Raw genomic sequence first — 16,064 nt, 5'->3', positions numbered from 1 at the left:
GCGTACGTGGGCGTTGGGCATGGCAGCATCTCCAAGGATGCCTCACCACAAGCAGTTCTCGTGCCTACGAATTAACGGGACAGGACACTAGCCGGCGGCCGACGCCGCTTCGATGCGGAAGGTCATTCCTGGGAGATCAGCACAATGACAAAACTAAGCAGAGGCTAGACCGTGGAGCCCATACGCTTCCAGGTGCTGGTGTTCAAGCGAGATGACGATTCCAGCACCAACCTTGAGGTAGTTTTTGCTCCCGGCAGCATAGTTGGCGAAAGACAAACTTGAGAAGGTCGTGGACAAGATTTGAGGTACGCAAGTTATGACGAAGACCACTAATGCCTGGATCGCATTCGATCACGGCCTCCCTACCGACCCGAGGCTTGCACCCTATATCCTGGTCTTGAAGGGGGCACGCTCTCTGCATCAAGCCATCGCGGATGACGACTGGGTCCTGATTCTGAGCCCCGATGGGAACGTCACTCGTGTGGGGCGCGTGTTGCGGGTTCGTTCCGACCTGGACACCACCACGCTCTATTTCGATCAGGCGCTCGCGGTGAGGGAGTCCGCCTCCGTCGCCGTCACTTCGCTCACACCTCCGGCTTCGGGAAGCGTCGGTCGCGTCCAGTGGACCGATTTCGTCGAAGCACTGCCGAAGGTGCTGCACAAGACCATCGCCGACGTGCCAACAGTTGGATCCGACGCTCGCTCGCCCCGATATCAACAGGAACTCGCCTACATCCGTGAACTGCTACAACTGGCCGTGATGGACGACCTGCTCGGCCCGGCTGGCGGTCCTCACGAGCGCATCGTGGACATGGGCGTGCGCGATCGCTATCTGGTCGGAAAGCTCGCCCCGCGCGAGGCGGGGCAGGGTGGCATCGAAGGGCTCGCAGGCCCATTGGCAAACGACGACATCGAGGAACCCACCGACCCCGAGCCCCCCGGTCTGCACGAACCCGGTGCGGAATTCGGAACAACAACGGGCCGTGTTGAACCCGAATCCGACGCCACCGATGAGATCGACGCGGCCAGCAATCAATCACTGGTGCCGAGCAGCCTCGGCATGACCTTCTGCGTAGATGGCGATGCCAAGTGCATTGAAGTGGAGTTGCGCTGGGGACGCTATGAGCGCGTCTCCAACGAAGATCACGAACTGCTGAGGCCGAATGGCCAAAAGGCCAAAGTGTGGCAGCGCATACCTTGTGGCGGCAAACTGGTGGTGCCGCTCACCGAAGGCGTGATCCCTCATCAGGCACCGGACAAGACCTATCCAGAAGTGCGCATGCAAGGCTCGGTGCGTGCCAAGACCGCGAACGGCGATCGCTTGGTGACACTGTTCTTAGTCAATGCGCAGGAGGAACCCGAGACCAACCGCGATACGGCTTGGCTGTTCCAGCCGGAGCTGATCGTTCGCGCCGAAGCGGAGGCAACCAAGCGCCCCATCTTCCGCCGCCGACCCGTGCTGGAAGCCGACGGCATGGATCCAGAGCGTGAGTCGTTGGAGATGATCTACCGCAACAGGGTGGAGTTCGCGGTGGGGCATGGCGTCGCTGTCCATGCTGAAACCGCGGAGAACGTGACGCTGGCCACGGAGGTACGCACCACCGTGATGCCGCAATACGAAGTTCAGGTGACAGAGACACCGGGTTTGGACTCCGCAGACCGATCGGCGATGAAGGAAATGGTAGGTAGTGGCCTGCTCGATATGCAGCGACTCGCCAACCTGGACATCGATCCACTGGTCGATGCCCTGAATCTGCTGACCAAGGACTACGCCGCGTGGATCGATGAGCAGCGCGGTCGAGTCGGCGTCGACGTGCTTGGCTACGATGCACAGTCGCAGCAGGCGATGGATCGATGCCAGGAGATCCGAACGCGTCTGCAACAGGGTATCGATACGCTGAAGAGTGACGAGAACGCTTTGGCGGCTTTCCGGTTCGCCAATCGCGCGATGGCCACGCAGCGCGTGCGCAGCCAATACGCACTCGAAATCCGGCGCGGCAAGGACGTTACCGTCGACCAGTTCGATGTGCTGAAGAACCGCAGCTGGCGCCCGTTCCAGTTGGCGTTCCTGCTGCTGTCGATCCCTTCGCTGGCCGATCCAACGCATCCGGATCGCGTGCAACCGGTCGAAGCCTATGCCGACTTGCTCTGGTTTCCCACGGGCGGCGGCAAGACCGAGGCCTACCTAGGTGTCGCCGCCTTTACGATGGCCGTTCGGCGCATGCAGGGCAAGCTGGGCGGCTACGACAGCTCACGCGGTCTTACAGTGATCATGCGTTACACCTTGCGCCTGCTGACCCTGCAACAGTTCCAGCGCGCCACGGCTTTGATCTGCGCGATGGAGGTTCTCCGGCGCGAGGCGCTGGCCAAGGGCGATGGGGCCCTCGGCACAGAACCCTTCACCATCGGCCTATGGGTGGGCAACAAGGTGACCCCTGGCTCCACCGAGGATAGTCACCGGGCGATCGAGGACATTCGCAACCCCGGAAAGTACAACGCGGGGGCGGCGTCTCCCGCGCAGCTGACCAGCTGCCCCTGGTGTGGCTCGGAAGTCGCCCCAGGTCGCGACGTCGAGGTCGACAAGGGGCGTGGGCAGACCTTCGTCTACTGCGGGGACAAGAAGGGTCGATGTGAATTCTCAAAGGGCAAGTCGAGCAATCTCCCTCACGCGGGCATTCCAGTGCTTGTCGTGGACGAGGAGATCTACCACCGTCCACCGACCATGATGATCGCCACGGTAGACAAGTTTGCGATGATGGCTTGGCGGGGCCAGGTGCGAACGCTGTTCGGTCGGGTGGGCCAGGAATGCGAGCGGCACGGCCTGCTATGGCGGGGGGCAGACTGCAACGGCAATCACCCGGCAGGAAGGGGACTCAGTGCGACCAAAGTCAAAAGCATCAGCCCGATTCGCCCCCCGGATCTGATCATTCAGGATGAGTTCCACCTGATCAGCGGGCCGCTGGGCACGATGGTGGGGTTGTACGAAACCGCCGTGGATGAGCTGTGCAGCTGGACACTTGGAAAACATACGGTCAAGCCGAAGATCATCGCGTCGACAGCCACGGTGCGTAAAGCCCGAGAGCAAGTGAACCACGTCTTCATGCGGCAAGTGTCGGTATTCCCACCGCATGGACTAGACGTGGAAGACAACTACTTTTCGGTACAGCGACCGATTGAAGACAAGCCGGGGCGACGCTACCTCGGGATTTGTTCTCCCGGCAGTTCCCGACCTGCGATGTTGATCCGGGTCTATACGGCTTTCCTGACAGCTGCGCAGGCACTGTTCGATCGTTTCGGCGAGCCTGCAGACCCGTATATGACCATGGTCGGCTACTTCAACTCACTGCGCGAGTTGGGCGGGATGAAGCGCTTAGCCGAGGATGATGTGCAGACGCGTTCTTACCGTGTACAAATGAGCATGGTCGAGCGGCCTGCGCTCGCACAACGTGGCATCAGCAACATTCGCGAGCTGACCTCCCGAGTGTCCAGCCAAGACATCCCGAAGTACCTCGATCAGCTTGAAATCAAGTTCAAAGCCGAATACGACGCTGCCTCCTCCAAGTACGTGACTAGGTGGCAGGAAGGCGATACGCGCGCGATCGACGTGGTGCTCGCGACCAACATGCTGTCGGTCGGTGTCGACGTCAATCGACTGGGCTTGATGGCTGTGAACGGCCAACCCAAGGGCACGGCGGAATACATCCAAGCCACCAGTCGAGTCGGCCGCTCTTTCCCCGGATTGGTCTGCACCGTGCTGACTTGGGCGCGACCACGCGACCTGTCGCACTACGAGACCTTCGAGCACTACCACGCCACCTTCTATAAGCATGTTGAAGCGCAATCGGTAACGCCCTTCTCCCCGAGAGCGATGGATCGTGGGCTAACCGGCTCGTTGCTGAGTCTGATGCGTCTTGAGAATGACGCATTCAGCCCCAACGATGGCGCTGGCCAGCTCGATAAATCGGACCAGACGGAGATCACCGATGCCATCGGTGTACTCGTCAACCGGGCATGGAATGTCAGCGAGCTCTTAAGCACCAAGAGCCTGGCCGAGCAGGAACTCAAGGAACGTGCAGACGAGTGGGCCAAAGAGGTCGGCAAAGGCGGCCGCATCTTGGCCTATGAGAAGCGTGGACCCGATAAAGACAAAACCGTTGCGCTGATCAAGTCTCCAGGCGTCCAAGCCTGGGACAACTGGACTGTCCCAATGTCGATGCGTGAAGTGGAGCCCGGGGTGCGCTTGATCATGAATACCAGCCATATCACGGACGATCACGATTGGAAGCCTCGTCCCGCAGCGAAGGATGAGGATTGACCATGATCATCAACAACAAGACTCCCGTCGGCGAAGTACGACCCAGTCAGTTGCTCTGGACCTACGGCCCAGGAGCTTTGATCGACCTCCCTAGCCTGTCGGTGGTGACGCTTGGCATCGATCGATGGGAGAAGGATCGCTGCCAGCCGATCCAAGAGGCGCGACTGATTGCGGCAGTCAGGAAGGTACTGGGACCGCAAGTGGAAAGCTTGCGCATGCCACCGTTCCAGAAGAGCGAGCTGGTCGACGTCTGGTCGGCAGAGGCCAACATCGGCGTTCCGGTCCGTCCGTTTCCGCGATGGATGCGGTGCGTGAAATGCGGCCTGCTCTCACCTTTCGATGCGGGCCTATTTGAAATCAAGGAAAACCGCTTCAGACCTGAAAGAACTCGTTTCGTCCACAAGGGCTGTCGCGGTTCGAGCGGCGACAAGCCCGCCAAGGATGCGGATGCGGTGCCAGCACGCTTCCTGTTGGCTTGCCGTGACGGCCACCTTGATGACTTCCCTTGGCACTACTTCGTCCATGGAGGCAGCAGTTCCTGCAAGGGAACGCTGCGCTTTTTCGAGAGCGGTGCATCTCTGCAGACGGAGAACCTTTGGGCGAAGTGCGACGCATGCGGCGCGTCGAGGAGTATGGCCAACGCCTTCGGAAAGATCGGAAAGGAGAACTTGCCGTCCTGCCGCGGACGCCATCCTCACTTGGACCACTTCGATACCGAATGCGATGAAGAGGCCCGAGCAGTTCTGCTGGGTGCCACGAATAGCTGGTTTCCAATTACGCTCTCGGCTCTCGCAATTCCACAGGCGAAAGACCCTCTCAGCCAATTGATCCAAGAAGGCTGGACATTTTTTGAAGAACTTGAATCTGAAGGAGAAGTTTCCGTCACGATCAAGGCATTGAAGAAGGCTGGTGCGCTGCCGGGAATCGACAAGTACGCTATGTCGTCTATCTGGGCTGCGATTGAAGCGCATCGAGAAAAAGGAGGACAGAAAACCGTCAACGAAGCTGATATCAAGGGCCCGGAATGGGACGTCCTGACTGAGGCCAATCCGCCGACCGATTACCCACATTTCATGAGCAAGAAGGTCGGCACGCCGCCAGGCTTGCACTCACGCATCCACCGAGTCCTACTGCTTGAGCGACTGCGCGAGGTCAATGCGCTACTTGGCTTCACCCGGGTCGAGGCTCCCGAAGAAACGGGCGATCCCAATGAACGGCCGCAGATGGCCAGCCTCTCGCGAGCCAAGCCCGATTGGGTGCCCGCGAATCAAGTTCATGGAGAGGGTATTTTCATCCAGTTCGATGAAAAGGCGATTGTCAAATGGGAAGGGCTGGCCGCCGTTCAGCAAGTCGATCGGATGCTGCAAGGCGGGCACAAGGGATGGCGCAACTCACGTCGCCTCGATCCCAAGGAGGGATACCCGGGAATTCGATACGCAATGCTCCACACGCTTTCGCACTTGCTGATTCGGGAGTTGGCGCTCGAATGTGGATACAACGCTGCGAGCATCCGCGAGCGCATTTATGCTGACACTTCTGCCGAACGTCAGCAGGCTGGCATTCTGATCTATACGGCGGCGGCCGACTCTGATGGAACGCTCGGCGGCCTCGTCGATCTAGGAAAGCCAGAGAATCTCGGTAGACTGTTTAAGCAAGCACTCAGTCGATCGAAGATCTGTTCTTCGGATCCGCTCTGCTCCGAGCACGATCCCGAGAAAGACCGCTCGCTTCACGGTGCCTCCTGCCATGCGTGTAGTTTGGTCGCAGAAACTTCATGCGAACGAGGCAATCGCTACTTGGACCGATCGTTGTTAGTGCCGACGCTTGAGCGCACTGGTGCAGCCTTCTTCCAGGGCATGTGAAGTGGACAAGCTGTTGGACGCGGTCGCAGGCTTGGTCTACTTGGTGTCTCCTGAAAAAATCCAAGCTATCGCATCACGAGTGCGCGGTACGAATGCCTACAAAGCGGCCACAGCACTCAACGGCGTGGTCGGTACTCCAATTGCCACAGGCGCAATCGATCAATTGATCGAGGCTTGGCGGGCGACGACCGTCAGTGCCGCCGAGCTCGCATCGATGCTGCTCGCCGCACGTCATGTTCTTTCCAAAGCTATGGCCGACCAGTCCGCCGAGCTTGTCTGGACCGGCCCGACGACGCCCTTTGTTGCCGCGCGCAGGACGGAACAGGCGCTTCTACAAGTCATCAACGCCGCCAACGCAACACTTTTTCTCACGAGTTTCGTGGCCTACGACGTTTCTTCTATCGTGAAGGCTCTGAATGCTGCGAACGCCCGCGGAGTGGTCGTCTCAATGTTGCTCGAATCTTCGCAAGATCACGGCGGCAGTGTCTCCATAGATGGGATAGGAAAGATGAGATCACTAGTGCCGGCCGCGCGACTTTATGCGTGGCACAACAAGGTTGATCCATTTTCGAACGGCCGAGTGCATGCAAAGGTCGCAGTGGCCGACGAGACTATGTGTTTCATCACCAGCGCGAATCTGACCGGGTACGCAATGGACCGAAATATGGAGGCAGGCGTTCTGGTTACAGGTGGCTCGATCCCGAGGTTGCTCGAGATGCACCTGCGCTCCTTGGTCGACACAAACGTCATTGCGATCGCGTCGGGAGAGCCCCTCGGACGCGAGGCTGGCTCGTTCGATTGATGGGGCCGATCATGCAAGTCGCAGATGACAGCGGAAACTTCCTGGATGCCTCCGTCTCCTTGACATCCGACGCCAACGGAATCGCATCCATCACGTTCGAGTCGCAAGGTGGTGGTCGCAACATGAGCTACATCAAGGCGCACGACTTGGTGATTTCTCGTCTGGTGAAGATGTCTGCGACTCTGATCGATTCTGTCGTCGCTAGTTGGAATACACGCAATCTCAATGAAGAGCAACGGCGATTTTTTGTACCCGGCAAGACATATCCCTTTCATTTGGCTTCGAGCCTAGATGGCGTTGGGCTCGCGCGCATGCTCCGTCGCGGAGCTGCTGAGGTTGGACGGCGCGAAGGAGCAACCGGGCCGGGAAACAGGGCCAAGCGAGTCCAGATCCGGTTCTCGGTGGACCTCCTAGCCTCGCGACCGCCCCTATGGTTGGAAGAGCAATTGATTGCACCTGCAGGTGCCCTGGATGTTGGGGCTGTTCTAGCAGCTGCCCGGCCACGGTCGGCGGGTCTACGCCCAAACTACATGCAGGATACCGCTGCACGCAAGGCGGTTGAGATGCGAGCGATGCATGTCGCAATCGAGGACCTCAGAACGGAGTGGGATCATGTTGCCGATGTCTCCGCAACGGAGTCCTTCGATGTGCTGTGTCGGTCAGGCAACGCTGAGCTACGCGTCGAGGTGAAGGGCACTACAAGCGATGGCGCAACAATCGTGCTGACCCGCAACGAAGTTCTACATGCGCGCGAGCATCATCCGCACGTCGCGCTGTATGTCGTCGCCAGAATTGATCTCAAGCTAAGGAACGGGATTGCTGTCGCCGAAGGTGGTATTTTGACAAAGCGTCGACCATGGAACGTGATCGACTTTGAACTTGTCCCGCTTTCGTTCCAGTGCCGCTTGATGACAGCCCGAGGGGAAGGCGGAGCAAGCAAGGGCGATTCAGAGTCGAAAGGCTAGCAGCCTCGTGGGGCCGCGCTAGGTTCGCCGTTCTTCGCGTTGAGCGTATCCCACGATCAGAGCGACGGCATCCTCGATCGGCACATGCTCCCAAATCCGAACGACACTCCACCCTTGCTGCTTAAGTTTGCTGTCCGTGTCGCTGTCCCTTGCCCGATTCGCCGCGATCTTCTCGCGCCACCATTCGCTATTGGTCTTCGGCGACGTTCCATGCAAAGGGCAGCCATGCCAGAAGCAGCCGTCCAGAAAAACAGCGACTTTGGCACGCACAAATACGATATCGACAGTGCGATTTGAGCGAGGTATCAACCGGCGATGGATTCGATACCGAAGCCCTATCCGATGCAATGCGGAGCGAACGGCAACTTCGCGTGGATTGTCCCGTGATCGGGTTGCAGCCATGCGCTTGCTGGTAGCGGTTAAAGGCTTCTGCAAGACGAGATAACCAGCTGATCGACCACCCTCAATCCGATGCCTCCACCATCGATAGATGGTGTTCGACATCGTCAAGGAATCCGTCTTCAAAGTTGAGCCCACTTGAGCGTGCTCTCGCAAGGAATCCTCGAGTCGCGCGGGCGGAAAGCGGCTTAGTCTTGTGCTTGAGGAACGCGCTCAACGAAGGTAGCGTTGTAGCGCTAGGCCAACTGGAAGCCGATGAAACGTGCACGCGGCCATTGCTTCCCCAAGCTGCATTGGGCCATGCGCTCGCACCGTCCCACATGCCATCAGACCGGCCCGCATACTTACCAGGCTGCACGAGCCGGTGGCCGACCCACTCCATCATCGGAACACAAACCGCATTGCCGACCAATTTCCAGCGGGCATTTCGTCCGAGCCGCGATTGGGCCTCCGCCGCCCCGGTCCACCCCGCTTCAAATCCCTGCAGGCGCTCCGCATCGCGAATACCGGGCAGTTCGAGAGTGCGACGCGCAGGAAACCAGATGGCAGGCGGGGATGGAATCCCTATTGACGATCCACCCTTCAACGTCGGTATAGCGCCAACGGCCCATCCGAGGCCAGTGCGTCCTTCAGTCCAATAGAAGCCTCTAGCCGTGCGTCGATTTCCAGTCAGGTTCGGGTCGCCAACATCGTCGACCAAGAGGACATCCTCCGGTCGCTTGGAGCGAGAGGCAAGCAAGATAACTCGCCGGCGTCGCTGAGGTACACCGAAGGAGCGAGCATCAACCACGCGATACGCCCATCGGTAGCCCAAAGCTTCAATCGAGGTGACGAGATGCCGCATCGCTTGGCCCTTTTGCAGAGCGAGCATGAATGGAACGTTCTCGAAGAGCAACCAAGTGGGCTTCTTCTTCGCGGTGGAGATGAGCCGAAACATCTCGTTGACCAACCCTGAGTTCAGACCGGAGATGCCTTTCGTTTGACCTGCTTGGCTAAGGTCTTGACAAGGAAAACCCGCCGCCACGATGTCGACACTCGGAAGGGCCTTGATTTCGCGAACGTCATGTTCAATACGGGCATCGGGGAAACGGGCGCTGAGTACGTCCCGCGCCGCCGGCGATATTTCGCAGAGCATCTCCGCCTCGATCCCAGCTCGACTCAGGCCAAGCTCGATCCCACCTATACCAGCAAACAACCCAGCACAGCGCAACTTCAAGTCCCCCTTCAACCTCGAGCAATTTACTCGAGTAGGTTGATCGTACCGCGAACGATAGCTGGCCACCGATAGATGACCACGGAACCCACGTAGCTTGATGGGGGCGCCATCATTCGATAGAGCTGCCGCAGCTCAGCCGACTTCCGCCGTCAATAGGTGCAGGCTGGTACAGGGGACGGAGCGGATGAAACAAGCCACTGAAGTCAGCATGCCAAAAGCGACTTGTTCGGTTGGGAAAATAGTAACTTGCGCCAGCGCTGTCGACGAAGTCGGCCGCCGGAGGCTGCATTTCGCCACGGCTAAGTAGTGCGACACCAATCAGATGGTTGCGGTGGGGCGCGGACAGAAGCCTAGAGACGGGGCGTCTCAAGGCGGTTGGCGGCTGCGCCGGATCATTATCCTGTTCGGCAATCGACCTCAGCTGTGCCGGCGTCAAGCCATCGAATCCGACCGCAAGCAACCCCGGCCGCTTCGCCGTCAACTGACGCTTGGCCGCGTCATGCAAGGTGGCGAACGTCGCCTTGACGACATCGTCCCCAAGGAAGCTTTGCAGTATGACCACCAGTGCTCCGCCCTGCCCTCCAACGATAACAATCGTCTCACGATTGCCGCTCCCCGCGGCGGTCACGAGATCCGCGCTTGACATGAATCCGTCTTTTGAGGCGTTGCCGGATGCCACCGGGTCGAATTCGCCGATGCGAATGTCGGAGCCATCAGGCAGTTGGGCGCTGGTGCCAATCAGAACCTGTTGCAGGATACGTTGCGCCAATGCGACTCTGTGCTCGTGACGGGTCGGCAGCCGCCGCGGGACCGTCAGCACTACGCGCAGACCGACTCGCAATGAAGCCGAAATGGGTTCAAGAAGGCGAACGAGCAACTGCAGGACTGCAATCGCCTCATGCCTGTGGATGCTGCGCCCTTTGTCGTTCGAAATGGACTTGCACTCGATCTCAAGCCCCCTCTCGCCGTACTGCGGGATGAGCAGGTCAAAGGTTCCGCCGCCCACCATCTCCGGCCACTGCAGTTGCAGGCCGCGCCGGGCGAAATGGGTTGCGAGGGTAAGTTCCAGCCGCAGGCCACGCATGGCGTCCGGATTCTCAAGCGCGTCCCGAGCCCGACTGCGCATCCGCTCGGCCTCCACGGGCGTCGCAGCGTCCATCATCCAGAGTACCTGGCGGGCGAAGGCGATGGCCTGATAGAGTTCGAGCGATGCGGGTACGGCGTCGGGCAACGACCCCCGCTCTTCGATGAGTTCACCGCAGCGCAGCAACGCATAGGCGACGGCGTTCTCGCTGTGCAGGTGGTTGTTGAGCAGCGGACTGTTCCTGATCGCCGTATCCATCTGCGCCACGCGGCGCTCCCAGCGGTCCTTGCCAATGACACTGGCGAAACGTCGATAGACAGCGGGAATCTCCGTCATGCGCAGTTGCGTGACGAAGTTCGGCCAAAGCGGCTCGGGAACCGCGGGCAGTTCAGTGCTCGCCACAACGCTGCCAGCCGGTATGCGACGACGAAACGTCCCGTCCAAGAGGCTTCCAGATGTACGGCCGCGTAAACACCCAATGCGGTCTATGGCGCATTCCGATATCTTGATCTGCGGAAGCTTGAGCCATATCGACCACTGCCGCCAGTCTTCCCTCGTCAACATGACTGTGACTCAGCATCGTTCTCCCGAGTGGTGGCCCAGGCCCTGGGGGCCACTTTGAACGAGCTCGTTGTATCCCTGGTGAGCTGCTTCAGGCCGGGAGTCCAATTCGCACGTATGCTGCCCGCTGACGTCCTAGCTTTACCCAGAGTGAAACTTCTGTTCGGCTAGTCCCAATGCGAGCGCCGATCGGCGCATTGCCCCCAGAAGTACATGCCTGTCGAATCAGGCAGAACACTTGGCCTTGAGCACGACTGGCTTAAGCAAGCGGACCGGTCACACTAGGTGTGGCTCGGGGCCCAGAGCCGCCCCCAAACCAACACGAAAGATCACCCCAACTGGGCAGTCTTCTCGTCTTGAGCCCGCTCGCGTGCGTGTGCATCCGACTCGGGGTCTGCGGCTGCAGCTTCACGCTGGGCCTGATACTCGTTGGGATCGAAGCCAGGCATGAGGTCTTCGCTCTCGTCGTCAGCGGCGATCAGATTGTGATTCTGTGAAGTCATGGCGGGTCCTTTTATGGCCTAGTTGCAAAATCGAAATACGGTCTGCGACGGGGCGCGGTGCGAGCGCGGTTGAACTCTCGCCAGGGACCCGCTGAGCGGGCAACAGTCATTGTACGCTTGAGTCTCGACAATGGCCGCCTAGCCATGTCGCATCGCCTTAAGCGGACGATCCAAAATGAACGCCCCCCGATCCACCGGCCGCAGCCGCAGCCGCCCCCGCGCCGGTTTGTCGCCGCACACCGCAGGAGTCAACGCATGACCGTGAACCAACTCAAACTCAGGCCGATCGACGAACTGCGCAGCGAATCGTTCCACGTGCCAGCGTATCAGCGCGGATATCGTTGGACGCGAAGGCAGGTCGTCGAGTTGCTCCAGGACGTTTGGGATTTCGCCCGCTCTGGTGCAAAGGTCAAGGGCGAGTTCTACTGCCTTCAGCCTGTCGTGGTCGCGCCTTACGAGGATGGCGCCTGGGAAGTAGTCGACGGTCAGCAGCGACTCACCACGCTCTCGTTAATCCTTTCCTTCTTCAATGAGCGCCTCACCGAGAAGCATCGCAGGCGGATTTTTCCGATCGACTACCGGACTCGGCCCGCCAGCGCGGGGTTTCTGCTTGATCCAAAGCCCGAACGAGAAAACGAAAACATCGACTTTTTCCACATGGCAAGGGCGTATGCGGCCATCCTCGAATGGTTCGAAGACAAATCGAGCAATGTGAACGAGATCGAGTCGGCCTTTCTGAATGACGTCAAGATCATTTGGTACGAGATCGGGCCAGAAACCAAGCCGATGGAAGTTTTCCAGCGTCTGAATATTGGCAAGATTGCACTTACCGACGCCGAACTTGTAAAGGCACTGTTTCTGCGCTCATCAAACTTCGAGGGCGAAGGCACGCGACTTCTGCAGTTGCGGCAATTGCAGATCGCCCATGAGTGGGATTCGATCGAGCGCCGGCTTCAGGAAGACGACTTCTGGTACTTCCTCACCAACATGCCGCAGGAGGCTAACCGCATCGAGTTTGTCCTGCGCTTATGCGCGGACCGGATCAAGCAGGTTGAAGGTGCCGCAGGCGGCGAGGCAGACATTTTTCATGTCTTTGTCCAGCAGCTCGATAAGCCGGATACGAACGCCTGGACGCAATGGGCAGAGGTAAAGCGGCTGTTCCTCTCCATGGAGGAGTGGTTCAGGGACGACACACTGCACCATCTTGTCGGATTCCTCGCCAGCCAAGAGACCGGGGAGCCACATGCGGCGATCGCCAGGGTGGCCCGATGGGCCGAGGAGGCCCCCAGCAAGCGGGCGTTCCGACGACGTCTAAAAGACGAAATCTTCATCCGGCTTTTCCGGGGCAGGGGAAGCGCAACGGACCGGCCCGCCGACGCGCTGCGCGAGTTGCTGCGTAGCGAGATCAGCGCGCTTGACTATGTCTCTGACAAGGCGGCCATACGCAACGTGCTGCTGCTTTTCAACCTGGCAACGCTGATCGAAAGTCACGCATATGTCCGGTTTCCCTTCGGTGCGTTCAAGACGCAGCAATGGGACATCGAGCACATTCGTTCCGTGCAGTCCCGCATGCCGAAGCGACCCGACGATCAAAAGCGGTGGCTGAGCAACGTCGTGGACTACCTTGGCTGCGAGGAGGGTGCGCCCGTGCAGTCGGTGGCGATGGGCGACCTGTCGCAGCGCCAGTTTCTACGCGAGGCCGCGAGGGCCTTGCAAGACGCCGTGAAATTCGACGAGCAGGAATTTCAAAACTTCTTCCTGAAGGTGCAGCAACTTTACGACCCGGACCAGGACTTTGAGGTCGACAACGGTCTCGGAAACCTGACCCTGCTCGATGCTGCCACGAACCGCGGATACGGCAACGCGATCTTCCCGATCAAGCGCAGCACCATCATCGCTCTCGACAAGGTTGGCCGGTTCGTACCCCTCTGCACAAAGAACGTCTTTCTCAAGTACTACAGCAAGAGCATAGACCGCATGCTGGTGTGGGGGCGAGTGGACGCCGAAGCGCACGCCGCGGCGGTCTGCGACCGGCTGAGCGTTTTCTTTGCCGAGGAGGCTGGAGCATGAACCCGCGTCAAGTGCACACCTTCGCAAACATGCTGGACGATGTCGATTTCATCGAGATTCCGATCATCCAGCGTGACTACGCCCAGGGCCGAGCCCAGGCCGCGGCCGTTCGCGACAGTTTTCTTTCGGCGTTGCACAAATCCCTGTTACCGGGCGGCGCGGCTCTCAACCTGGACTTTGTCTATGGCGGTGTCCAGCGCGAAGGCGCGCGGACGCTGTCTGTCCTGGACGGCCAGCAACGCCTCACCACGCTGTTTTTGCTGCACTGGTATCTTGCCGCCCTCGATGGCGAGACAGAAGACTTCCGGCGGCGATGGGTGACTCCCAACGATGCGCGATCACGATTCAGCTATGCCACCCGGCCCAGCGCTACGGAGTTCTTTCAGGCCCTTGCGAGATGCACTATCGCCGTGCCGGAGCCAGGCTGCGTTTCCTCCCTGTCGCACGCCCTGCGGGACGCAAAATGGTTCTTCGATGCATGGCGCCAAGACCCGACCGTCAATGCCTGCCTGGGAATGCTGGATGCAATACATCGCATGTTCGCAACGGAGCGAGGCATGTACCGGACCCTTGTACAGGAAAACCGGGTGACCTTCCACTATCTGGACCTGCGCGACTTCGGTCTGTCCGACGACCTTTACATCAAGATGAACGCGCGTGGAAAGGCCCTCACGCCGTTTGAGAACTTTAAGGCATGGCTTGTCGAACGAGTGTCATCGCAGCCTTGGGCCCAGGACTTCGCATGGAAGCTCGATCAGCAATGGGCGGACTTCTTCTGGACCTTGTCGGGACGCGCTGACGGATCCGGAGCGAGTGCGAGCGTCAAGGAGCAGCCGGACCACGACGAACTGTTCCTGCGGTTCTTCTATGCCGATGCATACTTCGAAGCCTGCCTCAGTTTCGACAAGGGCTACTGGGCCGGTCCTCAGTTGACCCGAAGCTGGCTCACCCTCTTGCGGGATGCACGAGGCCACTTGGCACTTCGAGACTTCGACAAGCATCACGCACTTCGCGGACCTGAACTTGGCGGCGTCATGAAACTGTTGGACTTCCTCAGTGGCCCGCAGGGTGCGGCTTGCCTGCCGACCCTTCAGCGTGCGCTGTCGCCGAAGGCTGATTACGACGACCTGCTCCGGCTCCATGCCGTCGGGGCGTTCGTTCGCTCGCCAGCTGTTTCCACGCTCAACGAGGAGCAGTTCGAACAGTGCTTGGGACGCTGGCTGAGGGTGACCTCGAATCTCATACGCAACACCCGCACTGACGATCACGCCACTGCGACTGCGGCGATCAAGGGCCTGACGGCTCTTGCCGCCGATGCGTCAAGGCTGTATGAATCCCTGGTGGAAAAGGTCCCCGCGGCCATCGGTTTCTCGCGGGAGCAGACGGCGGAGGAGTGCCGCAAGGCCGCCTTGATCTTGCAGGATCCTGCTTGGGAGCCGCTGTTGCGCGCGGCGGAGTCGCACTCGTATTTGCAGGGCCGCGTGGGCTTCCTTCTCAACTTCAGTACGGGCCAGGCAGCGGAACCCGACAAGGTCCGATTCAAGACGTACACCGTGGCGATACAAAGGGTCGTGACGCAGCAGATTCTCGGCTCTTCGAAATTCCTGCTGCAGCGGGCGTTGCTGTCTCTGTACGACTACCTGCGTGGTGCCGGTGGAAACAACCACACCTTCTGCATTCCGAATGCAACAGCCGTGCGCGACCGGCAGGAGAACTGGTTGCCGGTCTTCGAGGACGTCCGCTTCGCCGGACTGCTCGACCTTATCGAGGAGGACGCGGCACGATCCCTTGAGCAACTCATCGCCGCCAGCAGCGCGAACGATTGGCGCGCGCACGTCATCGGCGATCCGACCCTGATCACCTATTGCGCATTGCGCCTGATCCGCAGGGAGGGTGCCGATGTGCTGTTGTTGTCGAAGACAAGAAAGACCGGGTACTACGCGGAGCTGCGAAGCTTGGCGTTGCACAACGAGCTCGCCCGGTTGAGAGCGGCCGGCGCGCTGCTGGACATAAAAAGAATCAGCTACGCCTACGTGTATGACGACGCGTGGCCGTCGATTCAAGTTCACACGGATGCCGACTACACGATCAGCTACTCCGAGGGCAGATGGCATTGTCTACGTGAAGGCAAAGAACCCACAGCACTTCCGGAGTCAATCGCTGTCATCGCGCAGAAGTTTTCCAGCTGAAGTGCGAGCTGAGGAGGCGCATTCTCCGCTTACCGCCATTTGCGTCTGCGCGGGGTTCTTCATCAGCTGTTGCGTCCGAACTGGGCCGAGGAAACGCA

General features: G+C 59.6%; 10 protein-coding genes. 6 read left to right on the top strand and 4 right to left on the bottom strand.

All coding sequences use genetic code 11. From position 1 onward, the window contains the following. Positions 1 to 316: 316 nt before the first annotated feature. The 4 genes from drmA to ABIC90_RS20735 are packed head-to-tail and all read left to right on the top strand — an operon-like array spanning position 317 to position 7,944. Positions 317 to 4,315 (top strand): DISARM system helicase DrmA, encoded by a 3,999-nt coding sequence (drmA, locus tag ABIC90_RS20750; protein ID WP_354357388.1) that lies wholly within the window; start codon positions 317 to 319, stop codon positions 4,313 to 4,315. A gap of 2 nt (positions 4,316 to 4,317) precedes the next feature. Beyond that, complete coding sequence (locus ABIC90_RS20745) at positions 4,318 to 6,177, top strand: DUF1998 domain-containing protein (protein WP_354357386.1); 1,860 nt, start codon at positions 4,318 to 4,320, stop codon at positions 6,175 to 6,177. A 1-nt stretch (position 6,178) separates the two neighbouring features. Beyond that, positions 6,179 to 6,979 (top strand): DISARM system phospholipase D-like protein DrmC, encoded by an 801-nt coding sequence (drmC, locus tag ABIC90_RS20740; protein ID WP_354357384.1) that lies wholly within the window; start codon positions 6,179 to 6,181, stop codon positions 6,977 to 6,979. Positions 6,980 to 6,990: 11 nt separating this feature from the next. Continuing rightward, on the top strand, positions 6,991 to 7,944 hold the full coding sequence (locus ABIC90_RS20735; RefSeq protein ID WP_354357382.1) for a DUF3883 domain-containing protein: 954 nt from the start codon (positions 6,991 to 6,993) through the stop codon (positions 7,942 to 7,944). An 18-nt stretch (positions 7,945 to 7,962) separates the two neighbouring features. Here the strand turns inward: ABIC90_RS20735 and ABIC90_RS20730 are convergent, their stop codons facing one another. The 4 genes from ABIC90_RS20730 to ABIC90_RS20715 form a co-directional block, all read right to left on the bottom strand. Then, positions 7,963 to 8,448 (bottom strand): very short patch repair endonuclease, encoded by a 486-nt coding sequence (locus tag ABIC90_RS20730; RefSeq protein ID WP_354357380.1) that lies wholly within the window; start codon positions 8,446 to 8,448, stop codon positions 7,963 to 7,965. Further along, the gene (locus ABIC90_RS20725) at positions 8,408 to 9,559 is read right to left on the bottom strand and encodes a DNA cytosine methyltransferase (protein ID WP_354357378.1); all 1,152 of its coding nucleotides are present in this window, start codon (positions 9,557 to 9,559) and stop codon (positions 8,408 to 8,410) included. Before ABIC90_RS20725 ends, ABIC90_RS20730 begins: the two co-directional genes overlap by 41 nt. Positions 9,560 to 9,668: 109 nt before the next feature. Continuing rightward, a complete protein-coding gene (locus ABIC90_RS20720) occupies positions 9,669 to 11,087 on the bottom strand; it encodes a hypothetical protein (protein WP_354357376.1) in 1,419 nt (472 codons plus the stop codon). Positions 11,088 to 11,533: 446 nt separating this feature from the next. Continuing rightward, on the bottom strand, positions 11,534 to 11,707 hold the full coding sequence (locus ABIC90_RS20715; protein WP_354357374.1) for a hypothetical protein: 174 nt from the start codon (positions 11,705 to 11,707) through the stop codon (positions 11,534 to 11,536). A gap of 255 nt (positions 11,708 to 11,962) precedes the next feature. Here ABIC90_RS20715 and ABIC90_RS20710 point away from each other — a divergent pair, with 255 nt between their 5' ends. Further along, positions 11,963 to 13,777, top strand: a complete 1,815-nt coding sequence (locus ABIC90_RS20710; protein WP_354357372.1) for a DUF262 domain-containing protein — start codon at positions 11,963 to 11,965, stop codon at positions 13,775 to 13,777. After that, positions 13,774 to 15,966: a DUF262 domain-containing protein gene (locus ABIC90_RS20705; RefSeq protein WP_354357370.1), complete on the top strand. Its 2,193-nt coding sequence runs from the start codon at positions 13,774 to 13,776 to the stop codon at positions 15,964 to 15,966. The genes ABIC90_RS20710 and ABIC90_RS20705 overlap by 4 nt, the downstream gene beginning before the upstream one ends. Positions 15,967 to 16,064: the final 98 nt, after the last annotated feature.

Origin of the sequence: Variovorax boronicumulans, assembly GCF_040544675.1 — a bacterium.
Taxonomy (GTDB): Bacteria; Pseudomonadota; Gammaproteobacteria; order Burkholderiales; family Burkholderiaceae_C; genus Variovorax; species Variovorax boronicumulans_D.
The sequence above is the reverse complement of the archived record's forward strand: the minus strand, read 5'-3'. Positions and strand labels throughout refer to the sequence as shown.